This window comes from Micromonospora chokoriensis (genome assembly GCF_900091505.1).
Lineage (GTDB): Bacteria > Actinomycetota > Actinomycetes > Mycobacteriales > Micromonosporaceae > Micromonospora > Micromonospora chokoriensis.
In genome coordinates this window covers 1,332,960-1,351,990 of record NZ_LT607409.1, presented here as the reverse complement: position 1 = coordinate 1,351,990, position 19,031 = coordinate 1,332,960, and the positions used below count along the sequence as shown (strand labels likewise).

At 70.1% G+C, this 19,031-nt stretch carries 15 protein-coding genes; 7 read left to right on the top strand and 8 right to left on the bottom strand.

The genetic code is table 11. The features are described from left to right. Window positions 1–58: 58 nt before the first annotated feature. From GA0070612_RS06320 to GA0070612_RS06305, 4 genes are all read left to right on the top strand, one after another. The gene (locus GA0070612_RS06320; RefSeq protein WP_197699315.1) at window positions 59–1,405 is read left to right on the top strand and encodes a glycosyltransferase 87 family protein; all 1,347 of its coding nucleotides are present in this window, start codon (window positions 59–61) and stop codon (window positions 1,403–1,405) included. A 41-nt stretch (window positions 1,406–1,446) separates the two neighbouring features. Further along, window positions 1,447–2,079 carry a phosphoribosyltransferase gene (locus tag GA0070612_RS06315; RefSeq protein ID WP_088987071.1) on the top strand — a complete coding sequence of 211 codons (633 nt, stop codon included), beginning with the start codon at window positions 1,447–1,449 and terminating at the stop codon, window positions 2,077–2,079. A 22-nt stretch (window positions 2,080–2,101) separates the two neighbouring features. Then, complete coding sequence (locus tag GA0070612_RS06310; RefSeq protein ID WP_088987070.1) at window positions 2,102–2,488, top strand: TFIIB-type zinc ribbon-containing protein; 387 nt, start codon at window positions 2,102–2,104, stop codon at window positions 2,486–2,488. A gap of 104 nt (window positions 2,489–2,592) precedes the next feature. After that, complete coding sequence (locus GA0070612_RS06305) at window positions 2,593–3,270, top strand: maleylpyruvate isomerase N-terminal domain-containing protein (protein ID WP_088987069.1); 678 nt, start codon at window positions 2,593–2,595, stop codon at window positions 3,268–3,270. 1 nt (window position 3,271) lies between these two features. Here GA0070612_RS06305 and dnaB read toward each other — a convergent pair whose 3' ends face one another. Beyond that, window positions 3,272–6,034, bottom strand: a complete 2,763-nt coding sequence (dnaB, locus tag GA0070612_RS06300; protein ID WP_231924482.1) for a replicative DNA helicase — start codon at window positions 6,032–6,034, stop codon at window positions 3,272–3,274. A gap of 382 nt (window positions 6,035–6,416) precedes the next feature. On the opposite strand from dnaB, the gene GA0070612_RS06295 reads away from it, so the two are divergent. Further along, window positions 6,417–7,967: a hypothetical protein gene (locus GA0070612_RS06295; RefSeq protein ID WP_088987067.1), complete on the top strand. Its 1,551-nt coding sequence runs from the start codon at window positions 6,417–6,419 to the stop codon at window positions 7,965–7,967. Between the two features lie 292 nt (window positions 7,968–8,259). Here the strand turns inward: GA0070612_RS06295 and rplI are convergent, their stop codons facing one another. From rplI to rpsF, 4 genes are all read right to left on the bottom strand, one after another. After that, on the bottom strand, window positions 8,260–8,706 hold the full coding sequence (rplI, locus tag GA0070612_RS06290; RefSeq protein ID WP_088987066.1) for a 50S ribosomal protein L9: 447 nt from the start codon (window positions 8,704–8,706) through the stop codon (window positions 8,260–8,262). A 14-nt stretch (window positions 8,707–8,720) separates the two neighbouring features. Further along, window positions 8,721–8,960 carry a 30S ribosomal protein S18 gene (gene rpsR / locus GA0070612_RS06285; protein ID WP_013289355.1) on the bottom strand — a complete coding sequence of 80 codons (240 nt, stop codon included), beginning with the start codon at window positions 8,958–8,960 and terminating at the stop codon, window positions 8,721–8,723. A 41-nt stretch (window positions 8,961–9,001) separates the two neighbouring features. Further along, window positions 9,002–9,535, bottom strand: a complete 534-nt coding sequence (locus GA0070612_RS06280; RefSeq protein ID WP_197699314.1) for a single-stranded DNA-binding protein — start codon at window positions 9,533–9,535, stop codon at window positions 9,002–9,004. An 80-nt stretch (window positions 9,536–9,615) separates the two neighbouring features. Next, window positions 9,616–9,906 carry a 30S ribosomal protein S6 gene (rpsF, locus tag GA0070612_RS06275; RefSeq protein ID WP_036411437.1) on the bottom strand — a complete coding sequence of 97 codons (291 nt, stop codon included), beginning with the start codon at window positions 9,904–9,906 and terminating at the stop codon, window positions 9,616–9,618. Between the two features lie 636 nt (window positions 9,907–10,542). On the opposite strand from rpsF, the gene GA0070612_RS06270 reads away from it, so the two are divergent. Both GA0070612_RS06270 and GA0070612_RS06265 read left to right on the top strand, forming a co-directional pair. Then, window positions 10,543–11,334 carry a deoxyribonuclease IV gene (locus GA0070612_RS06270; protein ID WP_088987065.1) on the top strand — a complete coding sequence of 264 codons (792 nt, stop codon included), beginning with the start codon at window positions 10,543–10,545 and terminating at the stop codon, window positions 11,332–11,334. Continuing rightward, window positions 11,331–13,730, top strand: a complete 2,400-nt coding sequence (locus tag GA0070612_RS06265) for a hypothetical protein (protein WP_231924481.1) — start codon at window positions 11,331–11,333, stop codon at window positions 13,728–13,730. Before GA0070612_RS06270 ends, GA0070612_RS06265 begins: the two co-directional genes overlap by 4 nt. A gap of 124 nt (window positions 13,731–13,854) precedes the next feature. On the opposite strand, the gene GA0070612_RS06260 is transcribed toward GA0070612_RS06265, so the two are convergent. The 3 genes from GA0070612_RS06260 to GA0070612_RS06250 all read right to left on the bottom strand — a co-directional run bounded on the left by GA0070612_RS06260 (window position 13,855) and on the right by GA0070612_RS06250 (window position 18,984). Next, window positions 13,855–15,360: a glycosyltransferase family 87 protein gene (locus GA0070612_RS06260; protein WP_088987064.1), complete on the bottom strand. Its 1,506-nt coding sequence runs from the start codon at window positions 15,358–15,360 to the stop codon at window positions 13,855–13,857. Between the two features lie 127 nt (window positions 15,361–15,487). Beyond that, window positions 15,488–18,340, bottom strand: a complete 2,853-nt coding sequence (locus GA0070612_RS06255) for a transglycosylase domain-containing protein (RefSeq protein WP_088987063.1) — start codon at window positions 18,338–18,340, stop codon at window positions 15,488–15,490. Window positions 18,341–18,537: 197 nt separating this feature from the next. Further along, window positions 18,538–18,984 carry a DUF5318 domain-containing protein gene (locus GA0070612_RS06250; protein WP_088987062.1) on the bottom strand — a complete coding sequence of 149 codons (447 nt, stop codon included), beginning with the start codon at window positions 18,982–18,984 and terminating at the stop codon, window positions 18,538–18,540. Between the last annotated feature and the right edge of the window lie 47 nt (window positions 18,985–19,031).

Sequence of the window (19,031 nt, the reverse complement as noted above, 5' to 3'; positions counted from 1 at the left end):
GCCGGATCCGACCGGCTCGGCCCGGTGCCGAAGCGGACCGGTCTGCCAGACTTGCGCCGTGATCGCCGACGACCCGACCGCCCGCCGCCGCCGTCGCTGGCACTGGCGGACGTTCGACACCGCCGCCGGCGGACTCGCCCTCGACCTTGCTCTCTACGCCGCGTCGACCGTCTTCGCCGCGATCACCGCAGTCACGTCGACCCTGCTGCCGCACCGGGCCTGGGGCACGATCGCCGCAGCCGGCTACCTGGTCGCGACGCTGGTGGTGACCGCCCAACTGCTGCTGCGCCGTCGCACCCCCACCTCGCCGCTGGTCGGGCTGCCAGCCCGCTGGGCGGTCACCGGTCTCGCCTGGGCGGGCACCGCACTGCTGCCTCTGCTCTGGCAGAGCATCGAGCGGGCCGGCGGGCGCACCGACCGGGCCCAGGAGGAGGTGCTGGTCGTGGAGCACGCCGGCGCGCGCCTCCTGGAACACGGCACCCCGTACCTCGGACCGGACGCGATCGCCGCCCTGCCACCGGGCGACCAACTGATGGGCTACACCCCGTACCAGCCCGGCATGGCGATGTTCGGCCTACCCCGAGCGTTCGTCGACACCTGGTGGACCGACTCCCGAGTCTGGTTCGCGGTGGGCACCGCGCTGGCGCTCGCCCTGGCCGTGGGCGCCCTGCGCGGGACACCTGCCGACACGGACAAGACCGGCACCGCTCACCGCCGCAACGCCGCGCTGCTGCGCGGCGTGCAGGCCGCCACCGTACTGCCGATCTGCGCCCTCACCCTCGCCACCGGCGGCGACGACCTCCCCGTACTCGCGCTCTGCCTGCTGGCCCTCGCGCTCGCCGCCACCGACCGACCCGGCCGGGCCGGTCTCGCGGTCGGGCTGGCCGGCGCGCTGAAGCTGTTCGCCTGGCCGGTCGCCCTGGTCCTCATCGTCTGGGGTCTGACCCGACGCGCCGGCGCGCGCGTCGCCGCCGGCGCGATCGGCCTGCCGGTCGCCGCCCTCCTGCCCGCGATGCTCGTCGACCGCGACGCGCTGACCGAGAACGTGCTGCGCTTCCCCCTCGGCCACGGCCTGGTCACCAGCCCCGCGCAGTCCCCGTTCCCCGGCTACCTGATCGCCACCGGGCTGCCCGCCGGCCGGTTGATCGCCGCCGCGCTGCTGGTCGCGGCGGGCGTCGCCATCGCCGTCCGGCTCGCCCGCCGCCCGCCCCGCACCGCCGTCGCCACCGCCGTCATCTGCGGGTACGGACTACTCGCCGCCATCGCCCTGATGCCCACGACCCGCTTCGGCTACCTGCTGTACCCGCTCGCCCTGCTCACCTGGGCACCTGCCCTGCACCGCCCCACCGACACGCCACCGACAGCGATGCCCGGCCACCTGTCCGGTCGGGCCACTTCCGCGTAACTGCCCGGCGCGGAACCGCATCAGGGCGTAGACCTGAAGGCATGACGACCTACCGCGACCGGGCCGACGCCGGCCGGGTGCTCTCCGACCGGCTCACCGCACTCGTCGGCGAACCCGACGTCGTCGTCCTCGGTCTCGTCCGTGGCGGCGTACCGGTCGCCCGGGTCGTCGCCGAACGCCTCGGCGCTCCGCTGGACGTGCTGGTCGTCCGTAAGCTCGGAATGCCGTGGGCCCGGGAGGTCGCCTTCGGCGCGCTCGGACCGGGCGGCGTCCAGGTCCTCAACGACGCGGTGGCCAGCCGACTCAGCAGCGACGACATCGCCGAGGTCAGGCAACGGGAGCAGGCCGAACTGGAGCGCCGGGAACGGCTCTACCGGGGCGGTCGCCCACCACTGGACCTCACCGGGGGGACGGCGGTGATCGTCGACGACGGTCTCGCCACCGGCGCGACCGCCCGCGCCGCCGTGGAGGTCGCACGCCAACTCGGCGCCAACCGGGTGGTGGTAGCCGTCCCGGTGGGCGCACAGGAAGCCTACGAACTCGTCGCCGCCGAGGCCGACCAGGTGATCTGCGCGCAACGTCCGCCGGACTTCGGTGCGGTGAGCGTCTACTACGACGACTTCCACGAAGTTTCCGATGAAGAAGTCACCGAGGCGCTCACAGCAACCGCATAGGTCCACCAGGTACCGTCGTGCGATGAGTAGTCTCACCTGTCCCAAGTGTCGCGGAGAAATGCGCCAGTACGAGCGCAGCGGAGTCGTCATCGACCAGTGCGGGGAGTGCCGAGGCATCTTCCTGGACCGCGGTGAGCTGGAGAAGCTCTTCGAGGCGGAGGCCAACTGGAGCCGCCAGCAGAGCGGCGGCACGCCGGCGCAGCCCGCCCATCAGCCGGCCGGTTACCCGCCGCCTCCGCCGCCCCCGGCCCCCCACCAGCCCGGCTACGGTGCTGTCCCGCCGCCGCCCCCGCCCGCACACGGCTACCCGCCGGCACCGGCGTACGGCCACCAGCAGCAGCACCACGGCTACCACGGCCACTACCGGCAGAAGAAGCGCAAGGGCTTCCTCGACGAGATGTTCGGCTGAGCACAGCCGACCTGGCGCCCGGGTCGATCCACGTGTCGACCCGGGCACAACGCCCCCACCGCCGATGGTTGGTGGGTGGAACTCGCCGTGCCAGGCTGGTTCGCATGACCGCGATCCGACCCGACGAGGCGTTGGCCCAGGCGTACGCCGGGATCACCGCAGTGGTCGACGCCCTGGGTGACGGCGGCCTGCAACGGACCACCCGCTGTCACGGCTGGCTCGTCGCGGACCTGCTCCTGCACGTGCTCGGCGACGCCCAGCGTGCGCTCGTCGCACTGGCCAGCCCCGTGGACGGCCCCGCCGACGTCGACGACGTCAGCTACTGGCGTGACTTCCCCGGTGGTGACGACGAGGCCGCCGGGCACGCCTGGTGGGTCCGCCGCTCGGCCGCCGCGTTCGACCGCCCGACCGGAATCGTCCGGCTCTGGCGGGACACCGCCCCTGCGGCGGTCCGCGCCGCCGCGTCGAGCAACCCGCAGGGGTACGTGACCACGCAGGGACACGTGCTGCGCGTACCGGACTTCCTCGCCACCCTGACGACTGAGGCGGTCGTCCATCACCTGGACCTGATCGTGGACCTGCCCGACGCGCCGCCCCCGGGTCCACTGGCGACACGCGTCGCGGTGGCCACAATGGACGGCCTGCTCAGCGACGACACCGTCCGCCCGGCCGCCTGGAGCGACCACGACTACCTGCTGAAGGCGACCGGGCGGGTGCCGCTCACCGACCGGGACCGACTGGAGTTGGGCGAGTCGGCGGGCTGGTTTCCACTGCTCGGATGAGCTAGCCGATGGCCATGTCCACGAAGCGTGACAGATGCAGCTGGGCGGCGACGGTCACGGTGTCGGTAGGGCCATTCCGATGCTTGGCAACGATGAAATCCGCCTCGCCCGCGCGCGGCGACTCCTTGTCGTAGTAGTCGTCGCGGTGCAGAAGGATGACAACGTCGGCATCTTGCTCAATTGACCCAGATTCGCGCAAATCGGACAGTTGGGGTCGCTTGTCGGTGCGCTGCTCGGGGCCACGGTTCAGCTGACTCACCGCGATGACCGGGCACTCGACCTCCTTGGCCAACAGCTTGAGTCCACGGGAGAGGTCCGCGACCTCCTGCTGACGACTCTCGGTGCGCTTCGGCGAGGTCATCAGCTGGAGATAGTCGACCACGATCATCTTGAGGTCGTGCCGCTGCTTGAGCCGCCGAGCCTTGGCCCGGATCTCCATCAGGTTCATGCTCGGCGTGTCGTCGACGAAGAGCGGCGCTTCGCTGATCTCACCCATGCAGCGGGCCAGCTTCGTCCAGTCGTCGTCGGAGAGCTGCCCACTGCGCAGCACGTGCAGCGGCACCCGCGCCTCGGCCGAGAGAAGTCGCATGACGATCTCGACCTTGCTCATTTCCAGCGAGAAGATGGCCGCCGCCTGATTAGCCCGAATTGCAGCGTTTCGCGCGAAGTCCATGCTTGCTGTGCTGTTGTGCGTCGGGATCATGGCCCGGCTGGCCAGATACAGGTGCTCCTCGTTGTCGACAGTCACGCAGCGCACCGGCACGCTGGGGACCGGCCGGACGTCGACGATGAACCGGGAGGCCGTCCGAGCGTCGGAGACGGTTCGACGCCGTTCCGCGTGTGCATCCTGCTTCCGCTTCAGCCGGAAGACAGGGCCCGGAGTGGAGAAGTTCAACGTGTAGGCGATCGACGATTCCGGGGTGCGGCCGCGTACGGACTTCCGGTTGACAGTGCAGCGGTACCCGAGGCCTATCACGAGCTCACGCACGTCGTCTGCCAGCCGCTTGGAGGTCGACGTGTATTGCAGGTTGCCTGAAGGGCCGACAGTGCCGTCGGTGTCCATCAGGCCGGCCAGCAACGCGCGACGCTGGGCCTCGGAGGCGCGCAGGTAGGCGCTTGGGATGTGCTTGTCGCCTGCCACCCCGATCGTACGCAGCAGCCCGACAAAGGAACGGTTCTTGTTGCCAATCCCCGGAGCGACAGGCTCTGCCTCCAGGAGGATGGTGTAGACCATCGGTCCACTGGGCCTCACCGAGAAGCCGTCCGCCTCGATGTACGTGACCATCTCCGGATCCGCAGTGGTGAAGCGGCTGGCGTGGGTGTGCCCATCACCGAGCCAGACTCCCAATGTGTACGGCGGAACCAACAGCTCCCGGTCCGGTAGCTGAAGGGGGGCGGTGTTCCGTACCGCGTGGTTCAGCCGTCGATCGGCGGTGTCAGTGCGGAGTGTGGCCGCGATCTCGGCAGTGGTGACGACACCGCCGTAGTCGGCCTGGCTGTCGGAGTTGCTCTTCCGTGCGGTCCGCTCAAGAAGTGCGCTCAGAAGAGGTCCGGCCGGATAGCCGGGCGCCGTCCAGTTCCGCGTCCTGCCGTCTCGGACGACGGGGCGGCTGATCCGGCCGATCGACCCGACTTGGCGGGCGACGGTGTGCAGGAAAGGCCGGAACTCCGGGCCGACCTGCGCGATCGTGTCAAAGAGTGTGACGGGCTGGTTGCCCTTGGCGCCGAGACTCTCGTGCGCCGCGCGTACGTTGGCCATCGACGACTCGGACCAGCGCCGGCTTTGCCGCGCCGGCCCCGGCCGTCTGCTCGCTCGGGTGGTCGTCTTCCACAGGTGCTCCGCGTCCGCCACGATGACCGTGCCGTCGGAGAACTCGACTTCGTAGCAGGGCCGGCCATGCATCACGTCGAAGGCGTGCGTGACGGTGGTGGGACTGCCGTCAGCCGCCATCAGTTGATCACCCACCCGGATCTCGCCCATCGTGGTCCAGCCGTCCGGAGTCGGCAGTGGGGTGTCGAGTGCGAGCGCCTTGCCCAACCCAGGCCGGCCGGCGACGATCACCAACTGGCCGGCGTGCAGACCGTTGAGCAGCCGGTCCAGGTCGCTGAAGCCGGTCGGCACGCCGGTCATCACACCGCCCTGCGCACCCACCGCCTCGATCTCGTCCAGCGTCGGCTGCAACATGTCGGCCAGGATCGCGAAGTCCTCGCTGACCCGGCGTTCGGTGACGTCGTAGACGGCCTGCTGGGCGAGGTCCACGATGTCGTCCACGTCGCGGCTGCCGCCGCTCGCGGTGCCGTAGCCCAGCTGCACGATCTTGGTGCCGGCCTCGACCAGCCGGCGCAGCACCGCCCGTTCGCTGACGATCCGCGCGTAGTAGGCAGCGTTCGCGGCGGTGGGCACGCTGGCGATGAGGGTGTGCAGGTACGGTGCGCCGCCGATGCGGGCCAGGTCACCGGAGTCGGTCAGGGCGGCGGCCACGGTGATCGGGTCGGCCGGCTCACCACGACCGTAGATGTCCAGGATGGTGTCGAAGATGGTGGCGTGCACCGGCCGGTAGAAGTCGTTGGTCTTGAGGATCTCGACGACGTCGGCGATGGCGTCCTTGGAGAGCAGCATGCCGCCGAGGACGCACTGCTCGGCTGCCACGTCCTGCGGCGGGGTCTTGTCGAACTGGCCGTCCCGCTGCGCCGGTGGTTGGCCTCCGCCGGAGCGTGAATCTGCCCGCATGTCGTCAGTGACCGACACGGGTCCCCCCTCCACTGCGCCGAACCCGATCCCAGCTCTACCGCTGGGGTACGACGCTTCCGTCCGACCAGGCCGGCCGATCGGGGGCCATCAGACCGGCGGTCGAGGGCCAACCATACGGACCCCGAGGTCAGAGACTCAACAAGGCCGGTGGACGAGCCTCGGGACAACCTGTGGATGCCGGTGGACAGCATGTGCGTGGAGTGTGCACAGCCTGTGGATAACTGTTGGGGAATTCTTCCTCAGAACGGCCTGAACTGCGAAAACATGCTCCCCAGCCTGTGGAGGAAGATATTTCGGTCGGCTCTGTGACACGATCGTCCCGTACTATCTCCAGCGAACGGCTACACCTGGACAGCGGATTCCGCTTTGGGTTCAGAAGGGTCACACTCCGGCCGTGAGTTACCGGGACTGGGGGCGCGGGGATGGCAGCCCGCGCGAGAGCCCGCCGACCGCCTCGTGGAGTGAGCGCGCGGCGTCCCTTCCGGTTGATCCGTACGACGAGGAGGGGCGCTACCGCACCTCCAGCCGACGGCGTGCGTTGGACCGCGGCCAGGACGAGCCCGTCGACGCCTACCTGCCTCGGTGGGCCCTGGAGTCGGGTGTCCGGCACGCCGACGGCGGTGGCCGCCACGCGGCCCCGGACGAGGACGAACGCGAGATGCCCACGTCGGGTGCCGGCCGACGGTCGGCCGAGTCGGGTGCCGGCCGACGGTCGGCCGAGTCGGCGAGCGGCCGGCGGCGGGCCGGCGAGACCGGGTGGCGCGAGCAGGCGGCGATCGGCGCCGCACCCGACTCGGACCACACCCGGGAGTGGACCCTCGACCGTCCGCAGGAGCAGGGGTACGCGGGCCGTCGTCGCGCTGACAGCGGAGAGGACGAGCCGGTCTCCGGCACGGTCGAGGAACGCCGTCCTCGTCGTGCGTCCACACGCCGTCCGCAGGTGATCTGGTCGGGCGGGGATGTGGAGTCCACCCCGACCGAGCCGGCACCCGAGCCCGAGGTGAAGCGCCCCACCCGGCGCAGCCGTCGTGCGGCCGAGGAGTCCTGGTCGCGTCCGGCGGCCGACCCGTGGGCTCGGGGGGCGGACCGGCCGGCTGAGCCCGAGCCGTCGTATCCGCCAGCTGTGGACCCGTGGGATGCCTCGGGTGTGCACGCGTGGCCGTCGGCGGCCGGCGCGGATCTGAGTGAGCAGTGGTCGGCGGTGGAGAGCGTCGGTGGTTGGGAGCGGTCCGACCGCACCGGTCAGTGGGAACGGTCCGCGATCGAGGACGACCAGTGGGACCGTACGCTGGCACCGCGTTCCGACCGACCGGTGACCGCTGAGGGTTGGCCGGCACGGGACGAGGGGTTCTGGCCCGGCACCCGGCTGGCCGATGACGACCCCCGGTGGATGGATCCGACGACGTCGGCGCCCAGGTCTCCGGTGGTGGGCTACACCGCTCCGCGCCCACGTAGCGCGCCCGCGCCGACGGGTCAAGCGTCCCGTCGTCGGGCGGACCGACCTGTGGTCGGGGCGGCGTCGGTGCGGCAGCGGGTCGAGTCCGCGGCCACCGGCGCGTTCTCTCGGCGTCTCGAGGACGATCTGCTCGATCCGGATCCGGGCGGTTCGGTCCGGCCGTTGCTGTACACGGCCGCCTGCTATCTGGTGCCCGCGATGCTGATCTTCGTCTGGCTGTTGACGTTGGACGGTCAGGCACCGGCCGGTTGTGTGACCGACATCAGTGGCGGTGGCTGTGACTCGGCCCGGTCACGCGCGTTGGAGTCGCTTCTCGCCGGCTCACCACGTTTCGGTCTCGCCTTGGTGAGCAGTCTGGTCGTGGCGGCTCTGCTGCGTCGGGTGGGCACGACATGGCGCTCAGCGACCATCGCCGTCGCCGCCGCCGTCGTGGGTGGTGGTCTGTCCACGGTGCTGATCAGCGCGGTGACCGGCCAGCCGATCGGGTGACGGGCCCAAGGCCTGTTTCATAACGGCGGTCGAGCCGAGGCGGAGTCCGGGCGGGGATCCGGCAAGGCGCGGTTTCGTCCGGATACCGGTGTGGTATCCGGACGAAACCCAAACGCCGCCGGGCGTCGCTCGGGCCCGCCGCAGGCCGGCCAGTTCTTATGAGACAGGCCTTACGGGGTAACGGCTGCCCGGCTCGGATGTGCCCACAGGCCCGACGGGGTCGACTGACGATGTACGCACGAGGGCCCGCACCGATTGCTCGGTGCGGGCCCTCGTTGTGGTGTTGCGGACGTCAGCCCTGAACGACGTTCAGGTTGAACGACGCGGTCACCTCAGGGTGCAGCTTGATCTTCACCGGGTAGCTGCCGGTCGACTTGATGTGACCGGGCACCTCCAGCCGGCGACGGTCGAGGACCGGGCCGCTGGCCGCCTTGACGGCGTCCACGATCTCGGCCGGAGTGACCGAGCCGAAGAGCCGTCCGCCGTCGCCGGCGCGGACCTTCAGGTTGACCTTGAGACCCTCGAGCTGAGCCTTGACCTCGTTGGCGTGGTCGAGGTCGCGGATCTCGCGGGCCGAACGGGCCCGCTTGATGACCGTGACCTGCTTTTCCGCGCCCTTGGTCCAGGCGATCGCGAAGCCCTGCGGCAGCAGGTAGTTACGGCCGTAGCCGTTCTTGACCTCGACGATGTCGCCCGGGGCACCGAGGCCGGACACTTCCTGAGTCAGGATGATCTTCATATCGGTGCCTCCTCTCAGCGGGTGGTGGCCGTGTACGGCAGGAGCGCCATCTCACGGGCGTTCTTGACCGCGCGGGCGATCTGCCGCTGCTGCTGCGAGGTCACGCCGGTCACCCGTCGAGCGCGGATCTTGCCGCGGTCGGAGATGAACTTGCGCAGCAGCGCGGTGTCCTTGTAATCGATATAGGTGATCCCGTCCTTGTCGAGCGGGTTCACCTTCTTCTTCGGCTTGCGAAGTGCCGCAGCCTTGGCCATTGCACGTGCTCCTGGTTTGCGATCGCGGGCGCTCGGCGCCATTAGAACGGTGGCTCCTCGTCATAATTGGCGCCCGAACCGGCACGCGCGGGAGAGGGAGCGGCCGAAGCCCAGGGGTCGTCGAAGTTGCCTCCGCCGCCGCCCTGGTTGCCACCACCACCGCCACCGAAGCCGCCGCCACCGCCGCCGGAGCGGGACATCTTCTGCACCTTCGCCGTGGCGTAGCGCAGCGACGGGCCGATCTCGTCGACCTCAAGCTCGATGACGGTGCGCTTCTCGCCCTCGCGGGTCTCGTACGACCGCTGACGCAGCCGGCCCGACACGATCACCCGGGCGCCGCGCTGCAGCGACTCGGCGACGTGCTCGGCGGCCTGACGCCAGACGGTGCACGCGAGGAACAGCGGCTCGCCGTCCTTCCATTCGTTCGACGCCTTGTCCATGAAACGGGGCGTCGAAGCGACTCGGAACTTGGCGACCGCAGCCCCGGAGGGGGTGAACCGCAACTCGGGGTCATCGGTCAGATTGCCGATGACCGTGATGGTGGTGTCTCCTGCCATGACCATCTCCTCGCGCACTCAGCGTCTCGTCGTACAGGCTGCCAGAGCCCTCTGACAGAGTCGCGGAGGCTGATCCGGACGAACCGGGGGTTGAAGGCTCAGCGCATTTCCGGTCGGAGGACCTTGGTGCGCAGCACGGACTCGTTGAGTCGCAGCTGACGGTCCAGCTCGGCCACCGCAGCAGGCGTGGCCTGCAGGTCGACGACGGCGTAGATGCCCTCTGCCTTTTTGTTGATCTCGTACGCGAGGCGCCGGCGGCCCCACACGTCGGTCTTCTCAACCGAGCCACCCGCGGTCCGAATCACGTTCAGGTACGTGTCGAGCGACGGGGCGACGGTGCGTTCCTCGAGGCTGGGGTCGAGGATCACCATGATCTCGTAATGACGCAAGACGTGCTCACCTCCTGTGGGCTAAGCGGCCACGGTCCTTCCGTGGCAGGAGGTCTTGTGTCGCTGTCCGCACGCGCCGGGGGAACCCGGCCGGACGCGGACAACCTGACCAGGATACCCGGTCTCAACGATCATGCCCGGGGTGGTGGGGTCCGCACGCGGACATGCCGACGGGGGTCCACCGTTCGGCCGCCTGCCGGCCGTTGATGGACCCCCGTCTACGAGGCCGCGAGGCGTCTGGTCCGCATTCCTTGGGTGGGACCTGGGGAGGAACGACCACACCGATGAGGTTGGACCGAAGACGCCCCGCGGAGCTTTATCGTGTTGTTACCTGACGATACAACAGCACTCGTACCTTGTCGGGGGGAAAAGCACAAATTGCCGAGATTTTCATCGGTAGTCGTCTGCGATGCGGGGTCTCCTCCGCCGCGCCGGGCCGCACGGCGGAGGTGACCTCGCTGTCGGCCGTCGACCCACCGGTCGCCTGCGACGGCACATTCACGCCGCCGGAGGCCCCGGGCACTGGTCGCCGGTTCACACGCATCAACGATCGTCGGTCCGGCCGGTGACGCGACCGCCCCGCGACACCGCCCGGCCGTCGCCCGCCGGTCAGGGTCGCGACGTAGGCTCGCTCGCATGCGTATCGGAGCCCACGTCGATTCGACCGACCCGCTGGCGGAGGCGGCCGCCCGGTCCGCCGACACCGTGCAGTTCTTCCTCGCCGATCCACAGGGATGGAAGGCGCCCAAGCCGCGGGAGGACGCCGAGCGGCTACGCACGGCCGAGGTCGACCTGTACGTGCACGCGCCGTACGTCATCAACGTCGCCACGCTCAACAACCGCATCCGGATCCCCAGCCGGAAGCTGCTGCTCGGGCACGCCAACGCGGCCACCTCGATCGGGGCCAAGGGCCTGATCGTCCACGGCGGCCACGTCAACGCCGGGGACGACCTGGCCGTCGGCTTCGACAACTGGCGCAAGACATTCGCGTACGCGGCCGACTCCGGTGGCTTCGGCGTGCCGGTCCTGATCGAGAACACCGCCGGCGGTGACAACGCGTGCGCCCGGCGACTGGACGCCCTCGCCCGGCTCTGGGACGCCGTGGGCGACTACGAGGTCGGCTTCTGCCTGGACACCTGCCACGCGTACGCGGGTGGCGAGGAGCTGCTCGGCCTCGTCGACCGCGTCAAGGCGATCACCGGGCGGATCGACCTGGTGCACGCCAACAACTCCAAGGGCGGGTTCAACTCCGGCCAGGACCGGCACGACAACCTCGACGGCGGCACGATCGACCCGGAGCTGGTCGTCGCGGTGATCCGGGCGGCCGGGGCACCGGTGGTCGTCGAGACACCGGGCGGTGTGGAAGGCCAGGCGGCCGACATCGACTTCCTCCGTCAGCAGCTCAGGACGGCGAGCCCGGCAGCATGACCAGCGGACAGCCCGGGACCGGGAAGGCCCGGCCCACCCCCGCCGACTCGGACGCCGAGAGCCGACCTGCTGCCGCATCCGCGGCGGGTGCCCCAGCCCAGCCAGCTCGTTCCTCCGACACCCGCTCCGGCGAGAGCCCCGCGGAGACCGACCGCACGGCGGCCGCCCCTGCCCCGGACAGCACCACGGCCAAGAACGGCGTCCCCGCGAAGAACGGCATCCCTGCGAACGGCAGCGGCCCCGGCAAGGGCGGCATCCCCGCGAACGGCAGTGGCCCCGGCAAGGACGACAAGAGCGGCGAGAGCGGCAACGACAGCAACGACAGCAAGAGCGGCACCCCGGCCAAGGACGGCGAGGGCAACGACACCCCGGCCACGGGTAGCCGGGACAGCAACGGCAGCACGGCGAGCGAGGGCGGCAAGGAGGGCACCCCGGCCAAGGACGGCAAGGGGAGCGAGGACGCCGCCGAGCCCAAGGACGGCAAGGACAGCCCTCCGCAGGGTGCTGCGGCCGACGCCAAGCCGCCGACGACGACGAAGTGGTGGCGTCGGGCAGGTAAGGGTGGGAGAGCGGGCAAGACCGACGGTGACTCGAAGACCGACGGTGCGGCCACGCCGGTCGTGACGGACCGTTGGGAGGCGTTCGCCTCCGCGCCGGAGCCGCGGCCCTCCGTCCTCACCCGGGCCGGCCGAGCCGTCGGGCGTTTCCTGATCCACGAGTGGACCCTGGCCACCCTCTGCTCGGTGGCGCTGGCCGTGCTGATGACCTGGCCGACCCTGCGCTACCCCCGCTACACGCTTCCCCAGGACTACTGGGACCCGAGCCTGCAGGCGTGGCAGATGGCCTGGTCCGGGCACATCCTGCTGGCCGACCCGGCGCGTCTGTGGCAGTCCAACACGTTCTTCCCCGAGCTGTGGAGCTTCGCGTTCTCCGACACCCTGCTCGGGTACGCCCCGGCCGGCATGCTCGGCAGCGGCCCCGAGGACGCGTTGCTGCGCTACAACATCATGTTCGTGCTGGCGCACGCGCTCGCCACGCTCGGCGCGTACGCGCTCGCCCGTCAGCTCGGGGCTGGTCGGATCGGGGCCGCCGTCGCCGGTGTCAGCTACACGTACGCGCCGTGGCTGCTGGCCCAGGCCGGGCACCTGCACGTGATCTCCAACGGCGGGATTCCGCTGGCGCTGGCGATGTTGGCACGCGGGCACGGCTGGTCGTTACGGCACGGCTATCGGCCCGAACGCCGGCACGACGGATGGGTCTACGCCGGTTGGCTGGTGGCGGCCTGGCAGCTCAGCCTCGGCTTCGGCATCGGGCTGCCGTTCGCGTACTTCCTGGCCGGCGCGGTGCTGGTCGCGGTCGTCCTCTTCTACGTGCGGCGGCTGCGCACCCGCCAGGCCGTGCCGTTCGGTCGTCGGTTGTTCGTCGCCGACGTGCTCGGCGGCTTGTTCTTCGCCAGCGTGGGACTGCTGATGGCGTATCCGTTCTTCAAGGTGACCGAGCTACACCCGTACGCCGAGCGGACCATCGACGACATCAGCATCTTCTCGCCTCCGGCGTCGGGTTTCGTGACGGCGCCCGCCGAGTCGCGGATCTGGGGTGGTCTGCACGAGGGCGCTCGCGCCGCGCTGCCGTGGCATCCGGAGATGACCCTGCTGCCGGGCTTCGTGCTGTACGCGCTGGCCCTGGGCGGGTTGTTCTTCTCGGTGTGGCGGCTGCGGCACCGACTGCTGCTGCTCGCCGGGGTGCTGGTGACCATGGCCTTCGCGATGGGCACCCGCTTCTTCGACGGCGCCGTCACCTACGTGCCGCTCTTCGAGCACGTGCCGGGCTGGAGCGCGTTGCGTACCCCCGGTCGGTTGATGTTGTGGACCACGTTGTTGCTCGGCCTGCTCGCGGCCGGCGCGGTCACCGCGTTCACCGACCGGGTCCGTGAGTTGACCGCGCAGCGGATCCCGTCGTGGCCGGGGCCGTGGCTGCGGATGGCCACCCTGCTGCCGTTGCTGCTGGTGACCGTCGAGGGCCTGAACACCACGCCACACCCGGTGGTGCCGACCCAGCCGGCCGCGATGCGTTCGGCGCAGGGGCCGCTGCTGGTGCTGCCCAGCAACCAGAGTCTGGACCAGCACGTGATGCTGTGGTCGACGAGCGGTTTCCCCGACGTGGTCAACGGCGGCAGCGGCTTCACTCCGCGTCAACTCGACGACGTTCGTCGGGTGAGCCAGTCGTTCCCCGACCAGACCAGCGTCGACTACCTGCGCACGCTCGGTGTGCGCACTGTGGTGCTGCTGCGTGGCCAGGTGGAAGGCACGCCGTGGGAGATCACCATCGACACGCCGGTGGAATCGCTCGGCATCAGCCGGCAGGACGTCGGTGACGCTGTGGTGTATCGGCTCTGAACGTGGTTGGCCGGGTGGGTTTTCGGGGGAGCCCACCCGGCTCCGGGCGGTCAGGCTTGATCCCTGCGCCGGGTAGGCTCCCCCGAAAACCCTGACGTGGTCCGGGCCGCGTTCGGTCTGGGGATCAGGTGGTGGTTGCTGGCTCTCGTGCGGGTTCGCTTTTCGCGGGGAGGCGCCAGCGGTCCAGCCAGGGGGCGTCGGGTGCGCCGTCGAGCACGCCACCGTCGGGGTCGTCCTGGTAGGTCGCCCGCACCGCGTCCCGCTCGGGGTGCAGGATCTCCTTGACGATCAGCACGCAGAGCACCACCACCGTGGTCAGCCGGAAGGTCGAGGCCAGCACGAACACCCCCTCCGGGAAGACCGGGCGACTGGTCGCCGCCCCGAGCAGTTCCCCGTAGAAGGCGACGAAGTAGCAGACCTCGGCGATCTGCCAGGCCAGGAAGGCACCCCACTTCGGACGGGCGAGCACCACCAGCGGCAGCAGCCACAGCACGAACTGCTGGGACCAGACCTTGCTGAAGATGAGGAACGCCGCGACCACCAGGAAGGCGAGCTGCGCCAGTCGCGGGCGGCGCGGCGCGCGCAGCGCCAGCACGGCGACACCGAGGCAGGCCAGCCCGAACAGCGCGTACGAGACGGTGTTGAGCGTGGGGATGTTGGCGTTCAGCCACTCGAACGGGCCGAGCTGAGCGGGGTCGTTGCCGATTTTGCCGTCCAGGTACCGCCCGATGTACCAGAGCGTGCCCCAGTCGATGGGCCGGGTGGTGTTCAACTCGAAGAAGCGGTCCCAGTTCTCCGGGTACGCGCGTGCGGCCGGCAGGTTCACCAGCACCACGGCGGCGATCGCCGTACCGGTGGCGACGAGCGCGGCGCGGATCCGGTCGGCGCGCAACGCCAGGACGAGGATCGGCCCGAGGAGGAACAGCGGCCACAGTTTCGCCGCACCGGCGAGCCCGAGCAGCACACCTGCCACCGCTGGCCGTTTCCGGGCCCAGGCCAACAGCCCGAAGGCGGCCAGCCCGATGGCGAGCAGGTCCCAGTTGACGGTGGCGGTGAGCACCAGCGCCGGGGCCAGCGCGAACAACGCGGCGTCCCAGGGTCGTCGGCGACGAAGGGACAGGATCACCGCCACGGTGGCCACCGCGAGTGCTCCCAGCACCAGTGCGTTGAGGTTGTAGAACCACTGACCCTGGTTGATGCTCGGATCGTCGACACCGACGGCGTGCACCGGCAGGCCCAGGGCCCCCATGAAGTAGCCGGTCAGCACCGGGTACTCGACGGGGTGGTCGCGGTAGGGCACCTTGCCCTCGTTGAGCCCTTCGGCGTAGTAAAGAGCCAGGACGTCGGTGTAGCAGAACCGCGTGTACTGGACGTTGTTCTGCCAGGCGCCGTCCTGACAGGGCGACTTCTGCACCCAGTGCAGTGCGAGCGTGAGGCAGGTCAGCGCCAGCACGATCCGGACGGCGGTCCAGAAGCGACGTTCGTGGCCGGCCGGTCGGTCCAGCGCTGTCGCGTGGTCGCCCAGCGGCCCGCCGATCGCGCTGGACATGCCCCGGACGAATCCGTCGGAGCGTGACGGGTGGTCGGTGGTACCGGCGTCGTCGATGCCGGGCGTCGACTGGGTGCTCATGAAGACGCATCCTGCCGTACGACGGGGGTGCCCGTCCCGTCCCAACGCGGAGATCCCGGGTACGAAAACACCCCGCCGCCGGCCGGGACTTGTCGTCCGGCCGGCGGCGGTGTGCGCAGAGTTCGGGTCAGTCCCGGTTCGGTGGCAGGCTGGGCAGCAATCCGCCACCACCACCGCCCCCGGGTCCACCGGGATTACCACCTGGGTTCCCGCCGGGGTTGCCTCCCGGGTTGCCGCCGGGGAGACCGCCGCGCGGGCAGAACGGATCGGTGAGCGGGTCACACGGCGGACCGCCCGGGTTGGTCGGCGGCGGTGGCGGCGCCGGCTCCTTGCCGTTGCCCTTGGTGACGTCACCGTCGCCGGTGACGGTGGGCAGGGGGATCTCCTCCTGGCCCTTGAGGGCGGCGTTCATGAACTTCTCCCAGATCGGGCCGGGGAGCGTCGAGCCGCCGATGGCCTTGCCGCCGGTGAGACGGATCTGCGGCTTTCTCGGGTCCCGACTGCCCACCCACACCGCTGTGGCGTTCTGCGGCGTGTAGCCGACCGTCCAGGCGTGCGCGTTGTCCTTGTTGTCGTACTCCCAGGTGCCGGTCTTGGCGGCGGCCTGGCGGCCGCTCTCCAGCGACATGTTGTTCGACCCGGCCCCGGGGATCTGCTTCAGGACGCCGGTGACCTCGTCGGTGACCTTCTTGGGGATCCGCTGCTCGGGCTTGATGCGCTCGCTGCCGACCACCTTCCACTTACCGGTGTCCTTCTCCTGCTGCTCGACCTTGAGGACGAAGTGGGCCTTGATGTACTTGCCGTCGTTGGCGAACGTCGCCATGGCGTTGGCGTGGTCGAACACCGTGATCGGGTATTTGCCGAAGGCGGTGTAGTTGTCGAACGGGTTGGGGCCCTTCTTCGACAGGTCGAAGGCCTGCGGCGGGTCGACGCCCCACATGGTGGTGACGCCGGCCTTGCGGGCCATGTCGACCACCTTGCCGGCGCCGATCGTGTCGGCGACCCAGTAGAACGGCACGTTGTACGACTGGATCGTCGACTCTTCGAGGGTGCACCACTTGCCGCACTTGAGGTTGGTGCGGCCGGCGTTACCGATCGCGACCTTGGAGCCCTCGGGCTTGTACGGCGTGGGGTCCCAGTGCGACTTGACCGAGATGCCTGCCTCGATAGCGGCGGCCAGGGTGTAGACCTTCATCGACGAGCCCGGCTGGTGCCCACCGGTCAGGTCACCGTTCTTGTCGGTGTTCTTGCCGGCGTAGTCGAAGTCGGCGCCGCTGTCACCGCCGTAGTAGGCGAGCACCCGGCCCTTCTTCGGGTCGATCGACACCACAGCCGCCATCAGGTTCTTCGGCTGGTCGTGGAGCTCGGAACCCTTCTTCGACTGCATCGCGGTGTTCTCGGCGGCGGCCTGCAGCTTCGGGTCGATGGTGGTGGTGATCCGGTAGCCGCCGTCGCGCAGCGCGTCGACGCAGCTCACCTTGCCCTCCGCCCCGGAGTCGGAGCAGAGGCCCATCGCGTCCATCTCCTGACGGACGTAGTTGATGACGTTGCCCCGAGGGCTGTCCACACCGAACCCGTTACCGCCCTTCTTCGGCGGCAGCACCTTGGGGTACTCGGTGGGCGACGCGGGCCGGTCGGGGGCGTCCACCCAGCGTTCCTTCTTCATGCCGCTGATCACGTAGTCCCACCGCGCCTTGGCGTCGGTCGGGTTGACCGCCGGGTCGAACCCTCGGTGGGTGTCGCTCGCCACCGGCTGCTTGATCACCGCCGCGAGCACCGCGCCCTCGCCCACGCTGAGGTCCTTCGCGGACTTGCCGAAGTAGGTCTGCGCCGCGGCCTCGATGCCGTAGGCACCGCGGCCGAAGTAGATCACGTTGAGGTAGTGCTGCATGATCTCCGGCTTGCTGTACGCGTCGTTCAGCTTGGAGGCGAGGATGGCCTCCTTCACCTTCCGGCCGTACGTGTCGTCCTGGAGGTTCTCGAACGCGTTTCGGGCGTACTGCTGGGTGATCGTCGAGGCACCCTGCTTGTCGCCGCCGGAGATGTTGTTCCAACCCGCCCGGACGATGCCCTTGTAGTCGACGCCCGAGTGCCGGTAGAAGTTCCGGTCCTCGGCTGCCGCCACCGCGTCCTGGACGTGCTTCGGGATCTGGTTGATGGTGACGAAGGTGCGGTTCTCGCTGCCCAGCTTGGCCAGCGCGGTCTTGCCGTCCTTGGCGTAGACCGTGGTGGACAGCGGCAGCGGCAGCTCGTCGGGCATGACCACGTTGGTCGAGTAGTAGGTGAAGCCGACCACCCCGACGCCGGCGAGCATGATGAAGGCCGCGAACGCGGCGATCAGCAGGTTCATCCGCTTACGCTTCTTCGCCCGCGCCGCGGCACCCGGGTCACCCGCGCCCCGGCCGCTCCGCCCCGGCCCGTTGGGTCCACCGGGACCACCTGGACCACCGGAGACCGGTGAGACGCTCGCCCGCGCGACGGCGGCACGGCCACCCACCGACGCGGACCCGACACTGGCCCGGCCCGCCGAGGCGGTGCCGACCGAGGCCGCACCGACGGCGGCGGCACCGACAGCGGCCCGACCCGCCGGCGCGCCGGGCGCCGGGGACACGGGCACCGAGGCCCGGCCCGCGCCGGCGCGTCCGGCGGCCGCACCCGGTGCCGGCGACACCGGCACCGACGCCCGCCCGGAGCGCCCCGGGGTCGCCGAACCCACCGCTGCCGAACCGGCCGCCGCAGCGGTGCCACGCGGCGGAACCGAGGCGGATCCGCCGACAGTGGCCCGTCCACCGGTGGGCCGCGGTGTCACTGAGGCACGGCCCGGAGTTGCCGCGCCGCCCTCCGAGGCCGACCAGCCACCCGCGCGGGAGTCACCGCCGGATCGGCCGTACGCGTTGGCCGCGCCGGGTCCGGGGTCACCGTCCGGGCCCGGGTACTGGGCCCGCCCGCGCGCAGAACTGGGATCGCCGTACGAGTTCATTCCTCACACCCTGCCGGTCGCGGTGGGGCGCGACCGCGCCGCCACCGGGTTGCCGTGAGTTGCTTCACCCGCGAAGACGGCACGGGGGTGCCGTCTCACCGAGGTACTTGCAGTATCAATCGGGCCAATCGGACTAACGAGCGGTCGACCGTCCCGGGTTTCGTCTACGGCCCCGGGGCCGGTCCAACCTGCTGCGCTCACCGTTGCGCCTCTCGCCTCCGCCGACCTGCGCCTTCGGCCGCCACATCCTGCTCGCCGATGCCCTCGTTGTCGCCGGCCAGACCGTCCCGGCCGAGCAGGTACTGCTCGACGAGATGGTTCCAGTCACAACCGAGGCACACCTCCACCACGAAGACCTGGAACTCACGCAGCGTCATCGCCAGCACGGGCAACTCCGTGAGTGTCCGGGCCTGCCCGGCGGACTGCTTGAGTTCGTCGCCGTAAATGTAGTGGACGAGAGTCAGATTCTCGCTCCGGCAGATCGGACAGCGCCGGTCGGTCGGCTCACCGTGGAAGCGGGCGGCGTTCTTCAGGTACGGCGATGCGTCGCAGACGTCGTACGTGCCGACCCGGCCGGCCAGGAGCTCACGCAGCACTGCTCGCTTCTGGAGCGAGTAGTCGACGACCTGGCGCTGCGTACGCATGCGGAGAAGGGTACGCGGTCCGGCCCGAGCAGGCGACCATGCTCACA

Bases quoted from the DNA above. Each gene is read 5' to 3' on its own strand.
- GA0070612_RS06315 (WP_088987071.1), top strand. From the start codon at position 1,447: ATGACGACCTACCGCGACCGGGCCGACGCCGGCCGGGTGCTCTCCGAC.
- GA0070612_RS06310 (WP_088987070.1), top strand. From the start codon at position 2,102: ATGAGTAGTCTCACCTGTCCCAAGTGTCGCGGAGAAATGCGCCAGTAC.
- GA0070612_RS06305 (WP_088987069.1), top strand. From the start codon at position 2,593: ATGACCGCGATCCGACCCGACGAGGCGTTGGCCCAGGCGTACGCCGGG.
- rplI (WP_088987066.1), bottom strand. From the start codon at position 8,706: ATGAAGATCATCCTGACTCAGGAAGTGTCCGGCCTCGGTGCCCCGGGC.
- rpsR (WP_013289355.1), bottom strand. From the start codon at position 8,960: ATGGCCAAGGCTGCGGCACTTCGCAAGCCGAAGAAGAAGGTGAACCCG.
- GA0070612_RS06270 (WP_088987065.1), top strand. From the start codon at position 10,543: ATGCGTATCGGAGCCCACGTCGATTCGACCGACCCGCTGGCGGAGGCG.
- GA0070612_RS06265 (WP_231924481.1), top strand. From the start codon at position 11,331: ATGACCAGCGGACAGCCCGGGACCGGGAAGGCCCGGCCCACCCCCGCC.
- GA0070612_RS06260 (WP_088987064.1), bottom strand. From the start codon at position 15,360: ATGAGCACCCAGTCGACGCCCGGCATCGACGACGCCGGTACCACCGAC.
- GA0070612_RS06255 (WP_088987063.1), bottom strand. From the start codon at position 18,340: ATGAACTCGTACGGCGATCCCAGTTCTGCGCGCGGGCGGGCCCAGTAC.
- GA0070612_RS06250 (WP_088987062.1), bottom strand. From the start codon at position 18,984: ATGCGTACGCAGCGCCAGGTCGTCGACTACTCGCTCCAGAAGCGAGCA.